Genomic DNA, 17,841 nt, shown 5'->3' on the forward strand with positions numbered 1-17,841 from the left:
AAGGATCGGGCATCACCCGATCCTTTCGTTTCAAACCGCTTTTAATTCCAAGCTTAGCTTAACAAGCCAAACAGAATAGCCGTCATCGCCAGCAGGCCCGCGATAATCACAAACACGTTGCTGATGCGGTTACGGTAAGCCTTCAGCGCCGGTACTTTATACACGGCATACATTGGCATTAAGTACAAAATCGCCGCAATAATCGGGCCGCCCAGCGCCTCAATCATCCCCAAAATACTTGGGTTTTTAATCGCAACGGCCCAAATCGTGGCAAACATAAACACTAAGATAAACTTGTTCAGCTTGTTCTCACTGATTTGCTTGTTACTTGAGCGCAGCTGCTTAACGATAATGCCCTTCATGCCCTCAGTCGCGCCCATATAGTGGCCAAAGAAAGAAGACACAATCGCCACAAACGCAATGAATGGCCCGAAATAGCTGACAAAACCACTGTCATGCACGTTCGCAAGGTAAGATAAAATCGGCAGGTTCTTCGCCTTCGCTTCGGCCAACTGTTCTGGCGACAGCGATAACACGCAGGAGAACACGAATAACATCACAAAGCCGACTAACATCATCGAGGTATTACGCAGGATCACATCGGCCTTACGGGCCGCGTTGACGCCGTGGTCACGCTTAAGGGAAACCGAAAATTGCGAAATCGCCGGAGAATGGTTAAAGGCAAACACCAATACAGGAATGGTTAACCATACAGTACCTAAAAAGGCGCCGGTGTCTGGCACGACTTGCAGCGCATCCATTTTCCACTCTGGGATCAGATAGATGGACATAAAGGCCAAAATGCCCACCAGCGGATAGACCAGCAGCTGAGTCACTTTCAGCATAAATTGCTCACCAGCAACCATCACGGCCATCATGCCGAAAATCAACACGCCAGACAGCAGGAAACGTGGTGGTGAGGCCATGCCCAACTGGTTGACGATAAAGCTGTCAACTGTGTTAGTGATCCCCACACCGTAGATCAGCACAATGGGATAAATCGCTAAGAAATACAGCAGCGTAATCGCCTTGCCCGCGCCAATCCCAAAGTGTTCTTCAACTACTTGGGTAATGTCACTGCCGGGAATACTCGATGAACATACGAAACGTGACAGGCCGCGGTGGGCGAGATAGGTCATTGGGCCGATGATGATGGCCATCAAGACTAATGGCCAAAAACCGCCCATGCCCGCATTGATAGGAAGAAATAGAATGCCCGCCCCCACAGCGGTGCCGAATAAACTTAGCATCCAAGTGGTGTCTTGGCGCGTCCATGGTAAGTGTCTTGTTGTGCTTTCTTGCGTGCTTTGAGGTGTTTCGAGAACACTTATCGCATCTTTTTGCATATTAAAATTACCTTACGGTGATACCGCATAAAAAATTCGGCGTAAGGATAGCGAAAAAGCTTAAGCAAAAGTTGATCTAACACCATTTTAAGTAATGAAATTTCAAATAAAACTGAGTTTGCGATCTAGATCCATGAATTTACGTAATAAATTTTCAATATCGCAGCAAAAAGATCACACAAAACACCAATAACGTACAGTTAATTCACCCCTGCACCTAAGCGTTGACACGGCCAGTTTGTCGATAAAAACCACAAAACCGCATCAAGTCGCAAAAATGCATTAAATGCGACCAGCTTCAATTAAGCCCTATAAAAGCTTGATCGAGATCACTGTGCAAATTGTTAAATTTTTACATTTTGAAACAGCGAGCTCTGAGCAATAAAAAAGGCCCACCTAAGTGAGCCCATCTATTCACGACAACTCAGCCATTACAGGGCTTTTTGCAGCGTCAGCTCTGTCGTCGAAATCACCGCAGGGGCGATATCGGCTTCCTTAAACAGTAAAGGACGGAAAGTCTTACTGCTGGAATACAGATTGCTTTGGTCGGTAAAGGAAGGCGACAGAATATTGCTCGACTCCGAATAGGTAAGTATGCCGCGTGCGACAGGGCCCTCATCGGTAAAGCTGACCGCCATCATCCAACTTGAGCCGTAACGCACTTGGTAACCCTTGGCCGTCATGCCTGAGGTCATCGCCTTACCCGTAACAACGTCCATCAAAGGTGCGTACTTATGCTGCGGGATCAGAGTGTCATCTCCCGATAAGCTCGTCGAAAACACGTTGAATCCACCTTCCGCGTTATGGCTGCCAGGCCAAGGTAAACGCGCGCCGCTGACTGTGCCATCGGGGAGTGACTTCTCGACAAACTGCACATCACCTAATGGTGCATCTAAGGCAAAACCCGCGGCTTCAAGATTCAAGGCCGCATGGGCAAGCGCCACTAATGCGCTACCGTCTGTGGTAAGCGTATTAGGCGTGGTCGCCGCATTCGCGGGGTCGAATTCCTTGGTCAACATGGTTTTTTGGCTGAACTGATGGGCAAACTCACGCAGTAAGGCGCCGCCTTTACTGTCGTTATCTTGCTTACCGTTCCAGGCTTTGAGCGCTGCACAGGCAGAGGTGAGATCCTTAGATAAACTCGCAGATACCACTACAGGCGTACTGCCCTGCGCCTCACATTGGGCAATCAAATCCGGCAATACCAACTCAGCTAAATAACTGCGATTCGACAATACCGCGGCTTCGAGCTCTTCCAGATTGAACTTGCCATCACTGCCCGCCGCATCCTGCATCAGGGTTAAGCCCATACGGGTACGCAGCGATAATTGCCCTGCTTCTGGACCATACATGGGCGAGAAGTAAGTCAGTGGCTCATTTAAGTTGGTAGACCAGAAGGAGTCATTGGAGTTTTGCACAAAGTCGCTGCGCTCAAGCTTAGGCGCACGCTCATAGGGCGTGGGGCCACTAAAGCTAAATAACGAAGTATTCCCCGGCAGAATGGTAAAGCCTGCTTGCTCTTTTGCCGCCTTAATATCGGGCGAAGTCTTTAGCACTACCACGGCGGCCTCGGATAAACCGGGCACGGTCGAGTCGTCGATATAGAAGGCGTTGCCCTCTTTATCGGCATACATAGTGTTGTTGAAAATCACCCCGTCGTAGTCTTTAAAGGCTTGTTGGAATTCGTCTTTATTGGTCGCTAAGTTCATGGCGAGCCAATGATCGACCGGATCCATCGTCGCCATGTTGGCATCTTGGATCATAAAGGCACTGCCATCGTCCCAACCAAAAGGCGCGAGCGAAGGCGGCGCCTCGACCATAGGTCCTTTTGCCGTGGTGTAAATATCCTTTTCTGCCACTAACATGCCAGCGGGGCCTGCGTTCACTAGGATAGACACAGTCTCTTTATTGATCGGCATCGGCTGCCCATCGAACAGATACTGCAATCTGTCGCCAGAGACCAGCTCGAGGTTATACATCACAAAATGTTCAGCGGTAGAGAAGGTATGAGTCCAAGCTAAGTCTTTGTTAAACCCGATGTTGATAGGGCCTGGCATACCCACCAGCGAGCCGCCCATCATATCCAATTGGCCAGGGATGGTAATGTGTGATTGCCAGAAGCGCAGGTTGCCCGTATGTGGGAAATGCGGATTACCTAGCACCATGCCGCGACCATTTTCAGTCTTGTCTTTACCCAGACCCCAACCGTTAGAGCCTAAATCCCTCGGATTGGTCTCGGGGGTGGTAATGCGCGCCGCACGGGCAAGCAACTTAGACTGCATATCGCTGACAAACGCGGTTTGTTCTTGGCTTGGTGCAGGCCCGACGATGCGCGGCATATACTCCTGCCCATCCCCAGGGTTAGCGTAGAAAATCAAATCGAGGAAGTTAGCCGCGCCGGGTAAAAGGGCGATGGAAAACAGATAAGTAACCACATCCTCTGGCACTATGGGCTTCACCCACGGCTGACCGCCACAGAAAGGCTCGGCAGTTTGTTTACCCGCCTCAACATCGGCAAGGTATTGGTTATAACCTGCGGTAAAACCTTGGATTAATGCACGAGAACGCTCGCTAAACTGCGGCCATTTGGCTTCGGCTTGCTCACGGATTTTTAAGGCTTTATAGGCAAAGTCGGAGATTAAGTTGCCATTGTCTTCGGCGGTGGGCTGCCCTGTGGTGAAATCAATCGACGCATGGGGGCCAAAGTACATAGAGCGTTGAGAGTTGGCCTTAATAAAACCATCGGCGAGCACGCAGAGGTTGTCCTGCGCCTGCGCGTAACCGCTACCAAAACCTAAGCTTTCTAGGTTATCGGCTTGGATATGGGGCACACCGTAGGTAGTTCGACGAATATTGGCTTTGAGTAAGCCGTTGGGAGCAAAGGTTTGTAGTTGGGTTTCAGGTTCGGTAGGTGGAGTGCTATCTTCGCTGTCGTTACAGCCTGTGAGCATAACGCCGCAGGCCATCCCCATCGCGATCATGAGTTTGTTGAATTTCATTATTATTATCTCTTAATTTTAGTTCCTTCAATGACATAGCTTTACTGCTTAAATCAGCTAATTGACTGAAGGAGCAATAGTCGTATGTCGCTTCCTGATGCTCGACTCTGGCTATTTGCTCCCCATGCATTCGCTTTTTTACTGAGCCAAGGCGATGAATATGGCAAAATAGAAAACCCAGAGGCGAGACACCTCCGACCATTTAAGCAATGATTCAAACGAGCGTCCACATTAAAAACCAAAATAAATAACTTATATGCAACAAAACATTATCAAAGTGATCGTCGGTTCGAAAAACCCCGTCAAAATAAACGCGGCGGCCCATGCCATGGCGCAGCTCTTCCCCGACTATGAGATCCAAACTCAAGGCATGGATGCGCCCTCAGGCGTCCCCGCGCAGCCCATGACAGATAGCGACACCCGCCAAGGTGCAGTCAATCGCGTTAACTACTGCCAACAACATGCTGAAGCGGATTATTACTTTGCGATGGAAGGCGGCGTCGATTGTTTCGAGTTCGGTCCTGCGACCTTCGCCTACATTGCGATTGCCCACCAAGCTCGTTTGAGCATTGGCCGAGGCGCCCTGTTGCCACTACCTATGCAGGTTTATCAAGCACTTGAGGCGGGTGAAGAGTTGGGTCATGTGATGGATAGACTGTTTAATACGGTCAACATCAAACAAAAAGGCGGCGCGATAGGCCTACTCACCCACGGCCACGCCACCCGTGAGAGCAATTATACCCAAGCGATTATCCTCGCCATGGCGCCCTTTTTAAATCCTGAGCTTTACCCTTAAATTTTGTTAATGAAATATTGCAAAGCCGAGCAAAGCCCGCTAATTTCGTTGTAACTTGCAACTAAATGATTCGAACTGAGCCACAGCCTGCCCGCACAAGTGCTTGCATGGCTCAACTTTGGTTAACCCTGATGGCATTCAATCCGACTATGGCAAATGATCCCGGCTCATCTAGCCAACTGAGACACCTTTCCCGCTATATGGTCAGACACTTAGGCATGCTCAATGCGGCCTTTGGCGATTTACCTCTGTCCCCAGTACAGGCCCACGCCTTGTTTGAGATAGGCAATCAACCGCAAACCATTAAGGAACTCGCCTGTAAGCTGAGCATAGATAAATCCAATGCCAGCCGAGCAATCAAACACTTAGTCGATAAAAACCTCGCCCAGAGTCAAATGCATCCACGGGATAATCGTTGCCTTGTCGCGCAACTCACGACTGCGGGTAAAAAGCTGCTCGCGAAGTTAGATATCCAACAGAATCAACTCTTTCAAGAAATTTTAGCGCAGCTTACCCCTGACCAAATCCAACAAATCGAGCAAGCCCTAATGCAATACAACCAAGCCATACACAAAGCCAAACAACAATCGGGTTGCCTTATCCGTGAAGCGACCGCCGCCGATGATGCCGCCATTGCCCAAGTGATCCGCGCGGTTTCCGCCGAATATGGTTTAACTGCAGATAAAGGCTATAGCGTGGCTGACCCAACCTTAGATTGTTTAAGCCAAATCTATTCGCAGCCGGGCGCCAAATACTGGGTGATAGAACATGAAGGCCAAGTCGTTGGCGGCGCAGGGATTGCGCCACTGGCTAATAATGCAGGCATTTGTGAACTGCAAAAGATGTACTTTATGCCCGAGATCCGCGGTAAAGGCTTAGCCAAGCGCTTAGCGCTGCAGGCCCTCGAGTTCGCCCGTGAATCGGGTTATCAAAGCTGCTATCTCGAAACCACCGCATTACTCAAAGAAGCCCTAAAACTCTACGAACACTTAGGGTTTAACTACTTGAGCACACCACTTGGCAATACTGGCCACGACGCCTGCGAGATCCCAATGCTATTGCCACTGCACGCCGAACTGAATGAATAGCCTTGTGCCAATATTTGCGGCAGTTAAGGCGCGACTAAGAACCCCTTTTTGGTAATACAAAGCGACCCATCCAACGAAAGAAACCAGAATAAGGCTCCAATTAACAAATCGTGGAGCCTTATTCTTTCGAAGTCATAGCGTTAGCGGTTACATCAGAGTCAACAAAGCGTTGGCGGTACTCCCGCCAACTTCACGGCTATTAAGTCGACACAGTGGTAAGACTTAAACCTTATGCAGAGATGATGTCGTCAGCAGCAAATGACTACGAATGATTTGACGTATTTGATTATGCAGTTCAAATACCCGGTTACGGTCGTTAAGGTTTAAGGAGAGATTTTCCAGCATGACTAAGTCCAGATTATATTCGGGATAATGCAGCGTCATCGACATATAACCCGAGACATAACCCGTATGACTATATTCGACTAAGTCATTGTCCTTATTGATCCTTATCCCATAACCGTAGCGCATATTCGGCCATAAAAATGGCAGCTCGATATAGGCAGTGGTCATCCGTTGATAACTTTCAGGGCTTAACAACTTACCAGCATGTAATTGCTGCTGAAAGGCGGCATAAGTGGCTGGCGAGGCAATCAATCCCCCTGCGGGCAATAACGCTTCATCAATCACCAGCTCAGAAGGGGCAATCACTTCGCCTTCCTGCAATCCCACCGCCAAGCTAGGCACTTTGGCATGAATCGCCTCAATACTGCCAAGCTCAGCACTTAGGCCATTAAGTTGGTATCGCGCAGCAAATTGTACCACCTGCTCGGTAAAGGATTGATGATTCACCTTCTCAAGTACTTGTCCCAACAATGAATAACCCAAATTGGAATATTCAAACTGGTTACCAGGAACGAACCGATTGTGCTTACCCAGTTTATCGACACCCGATGTATGGTTCAGCAGTTGGTGCAAAGTAATGCGCTCATCATAACGGTTGGGATTCAAAGCCCCCGCATTGGCATTCGCATCAATGGCTTTTAGCGCCTTAGATTCCGCGTCAAGATCGCCAAAAAGGTAATGATTTAGCGTTTGATTTAAATCGAGTTTCCCCGCATCAACCGCCTGTAATATCAAGATTGCAGTAATTTGTTTAGAGAGCGATGCCATCACAAAGCGCGAATCTTGGTTGATACCTTCGCCCTTTTGTAATTCAAGCAGTGGTTTCCCCTCTTCAAGCAGAATAACGCTACCACTAAATGGCTGCGGCGAATCTATTATCGCCGCTTGGATTAAGCTCTTAATCTCCCCAAGCTTAGATTCCGAGGATGCAGTTTGGCTTTCAAGCTTAACTGACTGACCGCCTTGCACGCTTTCCGACACAATCGCAGTTTCAAACGACTCACCAACACTATTGGCACTTGGGAGTAATAACAACCCCGATAGCAGGGAGCCGATAACACTCAAACGCATGGGTTATCCTTAACTTAATTAGCAAATACTGCCAGATTAGAAAGCGGCCAGCTTATCACAAGTTTTTTTAGTAGTGCTGTGTTTGGAATTAGCAATGACATCCTAGGCTGAGTTTTTAAAAGCAAAGTCAAAGTCGTGGGGCTTCACCCCACACCCGACCAAGGAGGACTGCTCGTCCTATCCTCCTTGGATGCTCCAAGACGCCCCTAGCGAAGTTACATGCATTGATTACTAGCCTTGGTCTTATGGATAAATTGCTATCGCTTCCGATGGTACATCCTGTACCCCGAAAGCTAGCCAGTCATCCATGACCGGACTCACGCAATTTATTCCAACGTCCCGCGGCGACTTCGCAGGGAAGGTGAACTCCAGTAGCAACAGTACAAACTATTAATCCCCAAAGATCCATGCTTGTCCTGTCTTTTTAGCTATTTGCTTGAACGCAAACCTAAAGCAGATTATGTTGTTGATTTTAAATGGCTGGCAAAGTTTTCGGTTTAAATATCTGTTCTAAGGAGAGAGCATGTTTTTTACATTACTGTTTATTACCTTTGCACTATCTATAACCGTTTCATTTCTGGTTGTTTCAATTTTCAAAAAACCATTGGGCGAAATATTTTCTCGAATTATTCAAGATTCAATCAGTGCCGCTTGGCAAAAATACATCATTTTTGCCACATATGTTGTGGGCATTTCAGGTGGCGTTAGGATTTATGATTTAGAGCGTTATATTACCGCTCGACATAAAGATGTAGAGATTCTTCAGCTAACACTAGAACGTTGGACTATTGAGATTTATAGGACGATTATTGAAACATTACAAAGTATTGCATGGATGTACCTTATCGTATTTATATTTGCACTTATCGCATACGTCATTGTTAGAGGCTTTGAACATAAAAACGCTAATAAGCAATAAACAAAAATCGCGTTAGACTCAGCTGTACTAGCTGTGCCTAACGCGATTTTCTATTCCACTTACTGCTTAATCACCAAAGTCATCGAGCAGGATATTTTCAGGCTCAACCCCTAGGCTTTCGAGCATACGGATCACCGAGGAGTTCATGATTGGAGGACCACACATGTAGTACTCGCAATCCTCTGGTGCCTTATGATGTTTAAGGTAATTTTCGTAAATCACATTATGGATAAAGCCTGTGTAACCCGTCCAGTTATCCTCAGGTAGCGGCTCCGACAGCGCCACATGCCAGACAAAGTTGTCATTTTCAGCCGCTAATGCATCGAAATCTTGTTGGTAAAACACCTCACGGGTCGAACGAGCACCGTACCAGAAGCTCATCTGACGCTTGGTCTTTTTACTCTTTAGCTGATCGAAAATATGTGAGCGCATCGGTGCCATGCCCGCACCACCGCCGATAAATACCATTTCTGCATCGGTATCCTTCACAAAAAACTCACCGAATGGGCCAGAAATGGTCACCTTATCCCCCGCCTTGAGATTAAAGATGTAAGAAGACATCTTACCCGGTGGCACATTGGCCGATGGTGGCGTGGCAATCCGCACGTTAAGCATAATGCGACCCTTTTCATCGGGATAGTTCGCCATCGAATAGGCGCGCAGCACATCTTCATTCACGGTGGAGACTAAGTCGAACAGGCCGTATTTTTCCCAATCGTCGCGGTACTTAGCCGGAATATCAAAATCGGCGTACTTCACCACATGGGCTGGCGCTTCAATTTGAATATAGCCACCCGCCTTAAAGTGCACGTCTTCACCTTCGGGCAGCTTTAGCAGTAACTCTTTGATAAACGTGGCCTTGTTATCGTTTGAGATCACCTCACATTGCCACTTCTTCACGCCGAAGATTTCTTCCTCTAGCTCAAGTTCCATATCGGTTTTCACCGCCACTTGGCAAGCGAGACGACAGCCTTCTTTGGCTTCTTTTTTAGTGATATGCCCTTGTTCTGTTGGCAGAATATCACCACCGCCCGATTTGACTTTCACCCGGCACTGGCCGCAGGTACCACCGCCACCACAGGCCGAGGGAATAAAAATATTCTTGCTCGCTAAGGCGCCAAGCAGTTTATCACCCGCGGCAACTTTAATGCTTTTCTCGGCATCGTCGTTAATCCCGATAGTGATCTCACCGGTAGTCACTAATTTCTTTTTGGCGATAAGGATTACTATCACCAGTAGGCACACCACTAAGGTGAACATGCCTATACCTATTGCCATTTCCATTCGATAACCCTTTTTCTAAACAGAATGCGGTTTCACTTTCTCAGCCACGCGTTACAGCGAGATCCCCGAGAAAGACATAAAGCCAAGTGCCATCAACCCTGTGGTAATAAAGGTGATACCAATCCCCTGCAAGCCTTCAGGAATCGCATGAAACTTCATCCGCTCACGCAGCCCTGCCAGCATCACAATCGCCAGCGCCCAACCTGTGCCCGAGCCCATGGCAAACACTGCCGATTCGGCAAAGTTGTAATCACGGTTAGCCATAAAGATCACCCCGGCAAAAATCGCGCAGTTTACGGTGAGCAGTGGCAGGAAGATCCCGAGGGAGTCATACAGGCTTGGAATGTATTTATCTAAAAACATTTCAAGGATTTGCACTAAGGCCGCAATCACACCGATAAAGGTGATCAGTTGCAGGTAACTTAAGTCGATGCCAGGCATGCCCGCCCACGCCAATGCGCCCGGTGCTAACACCTTCACATAGATCAGTTGGTTTAAGGGCACGGCTAAGGTCATCACCACGATAACCGCAACGCCTAAGCCGAAGGCGGTCGACACCTTTTTAGACACGGCTAAGAAGGTACACATACCGAGGAAGAACGACAGCGCCATGTTGTCTAAGAATGTGGCCTGTAAAAACAGATTAATATAGTGTTCCATATCCGCTCCTTAACCGCGTTTACGCTGGATCACGTTAATGCTCCAGATCAGCAGGCCAATCAGGAAGAAGGCGCTTGGTGGCAACTTAAACATCTCGTTAGGTAAGTACCAGCCGCCGTTTTCAACCGTAGTCAACACGCTATGACCAAACAGATTGCCCGTGCCTAACAGCTCACGCACAAAGGCCACACTGATCAGCACCAAGCCATAACCCGCCGCGTTCCCCACGGCATCGACCACGGCTAAGTGAGGTGGATACTTCATCGCAAAGGCTTCTGCGCGGCCCATGATGATACAGTTAGTGATGATTAACCCAACGAATACAGATAGTTGCTTAGACAGCTCGTAAGCCACATCCTGCAACACCATATCGACAATAATCACCAAGGAGGCAATGACCGTCATCTGGGCAATAATCCGCACACTGTTAGGGATAAAGTTGCGAATGGCGGAGATGATAAGGTTAGAGAACACCAGAACGAAGGTTACCGCCAGTGTCATCACCACGGCCGTCTGCATGGAGTTGCTCACCGCCAGCGCCGAACATACGCCCAGCACTTGCATCGCCACTGGGTTATTGGCAAATACAGGGCCTGCTAGCATGTCCCGCATGGATAAACTGTTGCTCATTTTGCACCTCCCAACTCACCTTGCTCAGCCGATGCTTTTAATTGGTTGAAGAAGGTTTGGAACCCCTCAACGCCAAACCAAAACTCCATTGCGCGCTGCACGCCACGGCCAGTCATAGTCGCGCCACTCACAGCATCAACACCGTGCACATCCCCCTCTTTGGCACCGCCTTTCACGAGGCGCATCGCAAACTTACCTTTTTCATCAAAGAGTTGTTTACCCTTCCACAGGGATAACCAATGTGGGTCAGTCACAAAGTCACCGATACCTGGGGTTTCACCGTGCTCGTAAACCACCATGCCTTTAATAGTATTAAAGTCAGGCTCAACGGCCACGTAACCGTAGATCATCGACCACAGTCCTTTACCATAGAAAGGCACGACCACGCTGGATAACTTGCCGCTATCATCGAACACCTTAAACACACGGGCATCGTTGGCGCGGGTCTTGATTTTGGCGATATCCTTTTTAGGGGCGCTTGAGGTTTCTGGGTTAATCGCCGCCATGCGCTCGTCAAAGTCGAGTACATTGGCATCAGAGTCCACTTTGCCTGTGTCGAGATTAATCAATAATGGCTTAACGGATTTAGCAAAAATATCTCTAAACTCATTGCCTTGGCCAATATTCACATCGGCCGCCATCAACACATAACGTTGTAACTCATCGCGTTTTTTTGCGAGCTTACGCTCTTTCAATACGCCTGCGGTGCCGGTGATCATAAAGGAGCACAAAAGGCAGAGCGTGATGGTGAAGATCATGGTCCCCACCACAGTATCTTTCTTAAATACCATGACGTTTTACTCTCCTTTTGATGTTGGCACGGGCCACCAGATAATCGAACAGCGGCGCCCACAGGTTCGCGAACAGGATGGCTAACATCACGCCTTCTGGCATTTTGGGGTTAGCCACACGGATAAGGATTGTCATAAAACCAATCAGCGCGCCGTAGGCAAACTTGCCTTGGCGGGTATAAGAGGTCGTTACCGGATCGGTCGCCATAAACATCATCGCGATAGCAAAGCCGCCCGTGACTAAGTGCCATGTCCAAGGCATTGCCATCATCTGGTTAGTGCTTGAACCAATAACATTGAACAAGGTTGCAGTGGCAATCATGCCCAGCATCACACCCACCACAATGCGCCAGTCGGCTAAACGGGTGATAAGCAGTAATAACCCACCGAGCAACACAGCAAGCGTACTGGTTTCACCAATCGCGCCCACGGTAAAGCCGAAGAAATTATTCCACCAGTTAGGATCGCTAAAGGCGCTGTACCAAGCGTAATCGGCAAATTGCAGCTTACCCGCAGCGGCTTGCGCTAAAGCTGTCGCGCCAGAAAAACCATCCACGGCAACCAGTTGCTTAACGGTTGATACTTCAGAAGGATAGGCAAAATAGATAAACGCCAAACCAGCTAATGCGGGGTTAAGGAAGTTGTATCCCATGCCACCAAACAGCTCTTTGGCAATCACCACCCCAAAGCTAATCCCCATCACTACCAACCAAAGTGGAATCGAAACAGGTAAAATCAGCGTAAATAACAAGGCTGTGACGAAGAAGCCTTCGTGCAATTCTTGGCGACGCACCTTGGCAAACACCACTTCCCAAAACAGGCTGGTCAGCAAGGCCGTTAAGTAAATCGGCAGATAAAAACTTAAGCCATAGAGGAACAGGCCAATCACACCTGTCTCGGCACTTAAGCCACCGCTTACGGCGTTAAATAGCGCGAGTTTCCAGGTTTCAGGCGTCGTTAAGCCGCTTGCTAGTGCGAGCTGTGCCTGTAAACCTACGTTATATAAGCCAAATAAAATGGCGGGTAATAAACAAAGGCCCACTAAGGTCATGGTACGTTTTACGTCAATGGCGTCACGTACGTGTACTTGTCCCTTAGTGCTGCGACCACTGGCGATCACCAATGAGCGCACAAAGCCCTTCATCGATTTCCCCGTGGCGTAGTAGTCTTCCTGTAAATCAGGTTTTTTAGGTTGTGTCGTCATTAACCTTCCCTCTCGATAACATCTAGACAGGCACGTAACTCTTTACCGAAGTCATACTTGCCGGGGCACACAAAGGTACACAGGGCTAAATCTTCTTCATCTAACTCCAATGCGCCTAAGGCCTGCGCCTCGTCGGTATCTCGTACCACTAAGTCACGCACTAGCAGAGTGGGTAAAATATCTAATGGCATAACGCGATCGAGCTGACCAAAGGCCATCATGGCGCGGTGAGAGCCGCCTTGATGCGTAGTAAATTCAAAGGACTTGGTCAGGCCAAATAAACGGGAAGTCACCGCACGGGTGATAGAGAACTTGTCCGAACCGCCACGGACCCAAGGCAATACTTGGTGCTGCGCATCTTCGGCGAGCACAGATACTTGGTTGTGGAAGCGACCTAAAAAGTCATGCACGCCCCTCGCGGTATGGCCTGATAACACTGAGCCTGATACCACACGGTTGTTACCGGGTTTAACTTCGTCGGCCACTAAGGCGCTCAGCTCTGCCCCTAACTGAGTGCGCAGTAAACGCGGGTTAAGCACGCTCGGGCCACCCAGCGCCACCACGCGGTCGGTATAGAGTTCACCGGTTTGGAACAGCTTGCCGTAGGCGATAACGTCTTGATAGCCGATATGCCACACCTGACGCTCAATGCTGACGGGCAAAGTAAAGTGAATGTGAGTCCCAGCTAATCCAGCAGGATGCACCCCAGTAAAACGGCGCACTTCAACCTTAGGCAAATCAGCACCGACTAAGGCTTCGTCTTTGTCTTGGCAGAGGTAAACCTTGCCCTCGGTTAAATGACTCAGTACCGCTAAGCCGGCCTTAAAGGCATCGCGCTGCTCGGCAATAATCAAACGAGGATCGGCGGCGAGAGGATTGGTATCCATAGCCGTCACAAAAATGCCTGCGGGTTTGCTATCGAGTGCGGGAACTCGGGAGAAAGGACGGGTACGCAGCGCCGTCCACAGGCCACTCTTAACCAGTTGCGCTTTCACCACATCCGCAGATAGTGCCTGTAAATCGGTGTGGATATCGAAACGGATCTGCTCATCGGCGTCTAAGCCATTGCAGCGGATCACCACGGATTGCAACACCCGACGTTCACCACGGTGAATCGCAACAATCTCACCACTGGCGGGAGCGGTAAATAGCACGCCCTTTGTTTTTTTATCTTCAAACAAAGGTTGGCCTTTTTTGACCTTATCGCCGACTTCCACCAACATCGTCGGTTTTAAGCCAACATACTCCTCACCCAACAGAGCCACTTGGGATGGCCTGTTACCGGGTTCGATGATCTGCCTAGGCTCACCCGAAATCGGCAAGTCGAGGCCTTTTTTGATCGTTATAACTTGGTTTGAAAAATCTGCCATCACAAATATCAACCATGAAAATTTTTAGATAAATTTAGGGTAGATGTTTGTTAACAGATAATCCGATATTGGCGTCACATTCCGCCGCAATTTCGTAAGTAATATACGTAAATTCGCGCCATTTTGTGACATAGATTCACATCGATTACAGCCTAAAGTTGCAAATGTAGTTTTATAACAAATAATTCATAATTCCTGCATTTCTGATTTAGTTTTGACTTAACTAGATAAAAACTGACAAAAATCTCCCCTTTCAGCCCAGAATTAACACAAAGGTTCAAAACCTTGAGTCAGTGATGAATTCATGTGCAATCCAATCTGCGCGCCCCGCAATCCTGCTGCAACGCCCGGCTTTTAGGCATTGGTTATTTTTACTGCAGTAAAATGTTTGACGCCCTATTAACCTTTGCTTTACAGCAAAAGCTTGATAGCCTCGGACTAAGATAGTTTCCGTAGGAGAAATAGATGGAATACAGACGCATACCGCATTCTAATCTCGAGGTGAGCAAAATCTGTTTAGGCACTATGACTTGGGGTGAACAAAATACCCAAGCCGAAGCCTTCGCACAGCTAGACTACGCCATCGGCAGTGGCATCAACTTTATTGACACTGCGGAAATGTACCCTGTGCCGCCCAAGCCGGAAACCCAAGGGGAAACCGAGCGCATTTTGGGCCAATACATTAAGGCCCGTGGCAACCGTGATGACCTAGTGATCGCCACTAAAATTGCCGCACCCGGCGGCAAGAGTGACTATATTCGCAAAAATATGGCGCTGGGCTGGAACAATATCCATCAAGCGGTCGATGCTTCACTCGAACGCCTGCAAATCGATACTATCGATCTCTACCAAGTGCATTGGCCAGACCGCAATACCAACTTCTTCGGGGAATTATTTTACGACGAACAAGAGATTGAGCAGCAAACGCCAATCCTCGAGACCCTCGAAGCCCTCGCCGAAGTGATTCGCCAAGGTAAAGTGCGCTATATCGGCGTATCGAACGAAACCCCTTGGGGACTAATGAAGTATCTGCAACTGGCAGAAAAACACGGCCTGCCGCGCATTGTGACTGTGCAAAACCCCTATAACCTGCTCAACCGCAGCTTTGAAGTGGGCATGAGTGAAATCAGCCATCGCGAAGAGTTGCCACTGCTGGCTTACTCGCCCTTGGCCTTTGGTGCCTTAAGCGGTAAATATTGCAATAACCAATGGCCAGAAGGCGCGCGCTTAACCCTGTTTAAACGCTTCGCCCGTTACACGGGATCGCAAATGGCACTCGATGCCACCGCAGCTTATGTAGACTTAGCCCGCGAGTTTAATCTCTCCCCCGCGCAAATGGCGTTAGCCTTTGTTAACTCGCGTAAATTTGTTGGCTCAAACATCATTGGTGCCACGGACTTATACCAGCTGAAAGAGAATATCGACAGCTTAAAGGTCAGCCTCTCCCCCGAGTTACTCAGCCGTCTCAATGCACTCTCAGATCAATTTAGATTGCCCTGCCCTTAGCTCTTAACTCTTAAAAGAGCGCTAACAATGAGCTGTTAAATTGCGTTTTTAAACAAGCCTCCAAGTGAGTGGCCAAAGTAAGCCACTCACTTGAGTCACAGATTGATTGTCCATCACAGCGGTACCCTAATCGCAGCGATAGCCATTACAATAGCGGTCTATAAGACAGCAAAAGTCGAGAAATCCAGATGAAACAAGCCATTGTCCATATCGCACTCGTCGTAAGAGATTACGATGAGGCGATTGATTTTTATGTCAATAAACTCAAATTCGAGTTGATTGAAGACAGCTATCAACCCGAGCAAGATAAACGTTGGGTCGTAGTTGCCCCGCCCAACTCCAGTGGCACCGCCTTATTGTTAGCTAAGGCCTCTAAACCGGAGCAAGAACCCTTTATCGGTAATCAAGCCGGCGGCCGTGTGTTTCTGTTCTTAAATACCGATGATTTTTGGCGCGATTATCACTATATGCAATCCATTGGGATCCGCTTTATTCGTGAGCCGCAGCAGCAGGATTACGGCACCGTTGCCGTGTTCGAGGACCTCTATGGCAACCGTTGGGATTTACTGCAATTAAGCCCTAATCATCCCATGGCAAAAAGATGCCAATAACAGTGCAAAGACCAAGCAGATAGCCAAGTAAAAAACAGAATTAGCGTTAACTAAGTGGCGCTGCGAGTACCAACTAAGTGCTTATCTCATTGAATAAACAGTTGAATTAACCACGCAGCTTGATGATAATCGCTTGGCTATTTAATTGCGTTATTCTTCACTTAGGAGTTGAAATGGATTTCCCTCAGTTTACCTATCACCCTCATCCCCTCGATACTGGCGCCGTGATCTCAAGCGATACGACCTGCGAATGTTGCGGCCAAGCACGGGGATTTATCTGCAGCTCAGGAATGTATTGCAGGGACAATGTTGAAGCGATTTGCCCTTGGTGCGTTGCCGATGGCAGCGCCGCAGACAAATTTAATGGCCATTTTGTCGACGATTACCCGCTGCTCGACGCGGGGCTGGATCTCGCCATCGTGAAAGAAGTGGCGGAAAGAACGCCGGGGTATGTCTCTTGGCAACAGGAAGTCTGGCAATCCCACTGTAATGATGCCTGCGAGTTTCATGGCGATGCCGAACTCGCCGATTTACAAGCCTTGCAGGGCGAAGCTTTAGAAGACTTTTTAGCCGAATACCTGCCAAACCATGCCCTATGGCAAAAACTCTTATCTAGCTACCAAAAGGGTGGCAACCCGGCAATTTACAAGTTTAAGTGCCGCCACTGCCAGCAAGCGATTTTTACCTTGGATTGCCACTGAACCAGTTTTATAACTAAAAGTTAACTAGACTCGGTCAATGTAAATCAATTAAGGTCAGTTTGTGGATTAGATAAGGCTAAAGCGAATTGGCCTGCATCAGCGACCTAGGTTGCCTGACGCAGGCGCATGCTTTAGCTTATTTCAACAGGGATATGCGCTTCCCGATAAGACTAACGGCTGAACCTTAACCAATAACAATAATGGCTTATCATCAATTTCGGACTCATAAAAAGTGGCCTTGGTTGCTGCTCAGTGTATGGCTACTGGTTACCCAGTGCTTTGCGCTGACCCATTACACCGAACACAGTCTGGAACATGAGCACACCCATTGTATTGTCTGCGATTTTGGCCATGATACCAGTGCAAGTCCGGCATCTATGCCCGTGCTACCACTGGATTTGCAACATGCCGATCATCGTGCCACCGCCGCCTATCAAGCCCCCAACTTAGCCCACATCCGCCATGTTGATGTGCGCGCCCCTCCCTTTTAGAAAGCAAATTCAAAAACTTAAAAATTAAT

The 17,841-nt window shown here is 48.5% G+C and carries 16 protein-coding genes; 7 read left to right on the top strand and 9 right to left on the bottom strand.

From position 1 onward, the window contains the following. Nucleotides 1-53 precede the first annotated feature (53 nt). Both K0H59_RS17015 and K0H59_RS17020 read right to left on the bottom strand, forming a co-directional pair. Nucleotides 54-1,346, bottom strand: a complete 1,293-nt coding sequence (locus K0H59_RS17015; RefSeq protein WP_011718165.1) for a serine/threonine transporter — start codon at nucleotides 1,344-1,346, stop codon at nucleotides 54-56. Between the two features lie 431 nt (nucleotides 1,347-1,777). After that, nucleotides 1,778-4,345 (bottom strand): acylase, encoded by a 2,568-nt coding sequence (locus K0H59_RS17020; protein WP_220053792.1) that lies wholly within the window; start codon nucleotides 4,343-4,345, stop codon nucleotides 1,778-1,780. Between the two features lie 256 nt (nucleotides 4,346-4,601). Between K0H59_RS17020 and yjjX the strand changes: the two genes are divergently transcribed. Both yjjX and K0H59_RS17030 read left to right on the top strand, forming a co-directional pair. Further along, a complete protein-coding gene (yjjX, locus tag K0H59_RS17025) occupies nucleotides 4,602-5,141 on the top strand; it encodes an inosine/xanthosine triphosphatase (protein ID WP_220053793.1) in 540 nt (179 codons plus the stop codon). Nucleotides 5,142-5,248: 107 nt separating this feature from the next. Continuing rightward, the gene (locus K0H59_RS17030; protein WP_258405854.1) at nucleotides 5,249-6,229 is read left to right on the top strand and encodes a GNAT family N-acetyltransferase; all 981 of its coding nucleotides are present in this window, start codon (nucleotides 5,249-5,251) and stop codon (nucleotides 6,227-6,229) included. A 222-nt stretch (nucleotides 6,230-6,451) separates the two neighbouring features. On the opposite strand, the gene K0H59_RS17035 is transcribed toward K0H59_RS17030, so the two are convergent. After that, nucleotides 6,452-7,645: a serine hydrolase gene (locus tag K0H59_RS17035; protein ID WP_220053795.1), complete on the bottom strand. Its 1,194-nt coding sequence runs from the start codon at nucleotides 7,643-7,645 to the stop codon at nucleotides 6,452-6,454. Between the two features lie 523 nt (nucleotides 7,646-8,168). Here K0H59_RS17035 and K0H59_RS17040 point away from each other — a divergent pair. After that, on the top strand, nucleotides 8,169-8,564 hold the full coding sequence (locus K0H59_RS17040; RefSeq protein WP_086903758.1) for a hypothetical protein: 396 nt from the start codon (nucleotides 8,169-8,171) through the stop codon (nucleotides 8,562-8,564). A 66-nt stretch (nucleotides 8,565-8,630) separates the two neighbouring features. Here the strand turns inward: K0H59_RS17040 and nqrF are convergent, their stop codons facing one another. Genes nqrF through K0H59_RS17070 form a run of 6 tightly spaced genes read right to left on the bottom strand, consistent with a single transcriptional unit; the run spans nucleotide 8,631 to nucleotide 14,503 of the window. Beyond that, nucleotides 8,631-9,848 (bottom strand): NADH:ubiquinone reductase (Na(+)-transporting) subunit F, encoded by a 1,218-nt coding sequence (gene nqrF, locus K0H59_RS17045; RefSeq protein WP_220053796.1) that lies wholly within the window; start codon nucleotides 9,846-9,848, stop codon nucleotides 8,631-8,633. Between the two features lie 51 nt (nucleotides 9,849-9,899). Further along, a complete protein-coding gene (nqrE, locus tag K0H59_RS17050; protein WP_011621548.1) occupies nucleotides 9,900-10,508 on the bottom strand; it encodes an NADH:ubiquinone reductase (Na(+)-transporting) subunit E in 609 nt (202 codons plus the stop codon). Nucleotides 10,509-10,517: 9 nt separating this feature from the next. After that, nucleotides 10,518-11,138, bottom strand: a complete 621-nt coding sequence (locus K0H59_RS17055) for an NADH:ubiquinone reductase (Na(+)-transporting) subunit D (protein ID WP_011071186.1) — start codon at nucleotides 11,136-11,138, stop codon at nucleotides 10,518-10,520. Then, a complete protein-coding gene (locus K0H59_RS17060) occupies nucleotides 11,135-11,929 on the bottom strand; it encodes a Na(+)-translocating NADH-quinone reductase subunit C (RefSeq protein WP_220053797.1) in 795 nt (264 codons plus the stop codon). The genes K0H59_RS17055 and K0H59_RS17060 overlap by 4 nt, the downstream gene beginning before the upstream one ends. Beyond that, nucleotides 11,919-13,133 (bottom strand): NADH:ubiquinone reductase (Na(+)-transporting) subunit B, encoded by a 1,215-nt coding sequence (locus K0H59_RS17065; protein WP_220053798.1) that lies wholly within the window; start codon nucleotides 13,131-13,133, stop codon nucleotides 11,919-11,921. The genes K0H59_RS17060 and K0H59_RS17065 overlap by 11 nt, the downstream gene beginning before the upstream one ends. Next, nucleotides 13,133-14,503 carry a Na(+)-translocating NADH-quinone reductase subunit A gene (locus tag K0H59_RS17070; RefSeq protein ID WP_220053799.1) on the bottom strand — a complete coding sequence of 457 codons (1,371 nt, stop codon included), beginning with the start codon at nucleotides 14,501-14,503 and terminating at the stop codon, nucleotides 13,133-13,135. Before K0H59_RS17070 ends, K0H59_RS17065 begins: the two co-directional genes overlap by 1 nt. A gap of 465 nt (nucleotides 14,504-14,968) precedes the next feature. Here K0H59_RS17070 and K0H59_RS17075 point away from each other — a divergent pair, with 465 nt between their 5' ends. The 4 genes from K0H59_RS17075 (at nucleotide 14,969) to K0H59_RS17090 (ending at nucleotide 17,812) form a co-directional block, all read left to right on the top strand. Further along, on the top strand, nucleotides 14,969-16,009 hold the full coding sequence (locus K0H59_RS17075) for an NADP(H)-dependent aldo-keto reductase (protein WP_220053800.1): 1,041 nt from the start codon (nucleotides 14,969-14,971) through the stop codon (nucleotides 16,007-16,009). Nucleotides 16,010-16,197: 188 nt separating this feature from the next. Then, complete coding sequence (locus tag K0H59_RS17080) at nucleotides 16,198-16,620, top strand: VOC family protein (protein WP_220053801.1); 423 nt, start codon at nucleotides 16,198-16,200, stop codon at nucleotides 16,618-16,620. Between the two features lie 173 nt (nucleotides 16,621-16,793). Then, complete coding sequence (locus K0H59_RS17085; RefSeq protein WP_220053802.1) at nucleotides 16,794-17,321, top strand: CbrC family protein; 528 nt, start codon at nucleotides 16,794-16,796, stop codon at nucleotides 17,319-17,321. 242 nt (nucleotides 17,322-17,563) lie between these two features. Further along, the gene (locus K0H59_RS17090; protein ID WP_258405855.1) at nucleotides 17,564-17,812 is read left to right on the top strand and encodes a hypothetical protein; all 249 of its coding nucleotides are present in this window, start codon (nucleotides 17,564-17,566) and stop codon (nucleotides 17,810-17,812) included. The last annotated feature ends 29 nt before the right edge of the window (nucleotides 17,813-17,841 follow it).

Origin of the sequence: Shewanella sp. FJAT-51649, from assembly GCF_019457435.1 — a bacterium.
GTDB classification, from domain to species: Bacteria; Pseudomonadota; Gammaproteobacteria; order Enterobacterales; family Shewanellaceae; genus Shewanella; species Shewanella mangrovisoli.

Excerpts from the sequence above, each read along its gene's own strand:
- K0H59_RS17015 (WP_011718165.1), bottom strand. The coding sequence starts at position 1,346 with ATGCAAAAAGATGCGATAAGTGTTCTCGAAACACCTCAAAGCACGCAA.
- K0H59_RS17020 (WP_220053792.1), bottom strand. The coding sequence starts at position 4,345 with ATGAAATTCAACAAACTCATGATCGCGATGGGGATGGCCTGCGGCGTT.
- yjjX (WP_220053793.1), top strand. The coding sequence starts at position 4,602 with ATGCAACAAAACATTATCAAAGTGATCGTCGGTTCGAAAAACCCCGTC.
- K0H59_RS17030 (WP_258405854.1), top strand. The coding sequence starts at position 5,249 with ATGGCTCAACTTTGGTTAACCCTGATGGCATTCAATCCGACTATGGCA.
- K0H59_RS17035 (WP_220053795.1), bottom strand. The coding sequence starts at position 7,645 with ATGCGTTTGAGTGTTATCGGCTCCCTGCTATCGGGGTTGTTATTACTC.
- K0H59_RS17040 (WP_086903758.1), top strand. The coding sequence starts at position 8,169 with ATGTTTTTTACATTACTGTTTATTACCTTTGCACTATCTATAACCGTT.
- nqrF (WP_220053796.1), bottom strand. The coding sequence starts at position 9,848 with ATGGAAATGGCAATAGGTATAGGCATGTTCACCTTAGTGGTGTGCCTA.
- nqrE (WP_011621548.1), bottom strand. The coding sequence starts at position 10,508 with ATGGAACACTATATTAATCTGTTTTTACAGGCCACATTCTTAGACAAC.
- K0H59_RS17055 (WP_011071186.1), bottom strand. The coding sequence starts at position 11,138 with ATGAGCAACAGTTTATCCATGCGGGACATGCTAGCAGGCCCTGTATTT.
- K0H59_RS17060 (WP_220053797.1), bottom strand. The coding sequence starts at position 11,929 with ATGGTATTTAAGAAAGATACTGTGGTGGGGACCATGATCTTCACCATC.
- K0H59_RS17065 (WP_220053798.1), bottom strand. The coding sequence starts at position 13,133 with ATGACGACACAACCTAAAAAACCTGATTTACAGGAAGACTACTACGCC.
- K0H59_RS17070 (WP_220053799.1), bottom strand. The coding sequence starts at position 14,503 with ATGGCAGATTTTTCAAACCAAGTTATAACGATCAAAAAAGGCCTCGAC.
- K0H59_RS17075 (WP_220053800.1), top strand. The coding sequence starts at position 14,969 with ATGGAATACAGACGCATACCGCATTCTAATCTCGAGGTGAGCAAAATC.
- K0H59_RS17080 (WP_220053801.1), top strand. The coding sequence starts at position 16,198 with ATGAAACAAGCCATTGTCCATATCGCACTCGTCGTAAGAGATTACGAT.
- K0H59_RS17085 (WP_220053802.1), top strand. The coding sequence starts at position 16,794 with ATGGATTTCCCTCAGTTTACCTATCACCCTCATCCCCTCGATACTGGC.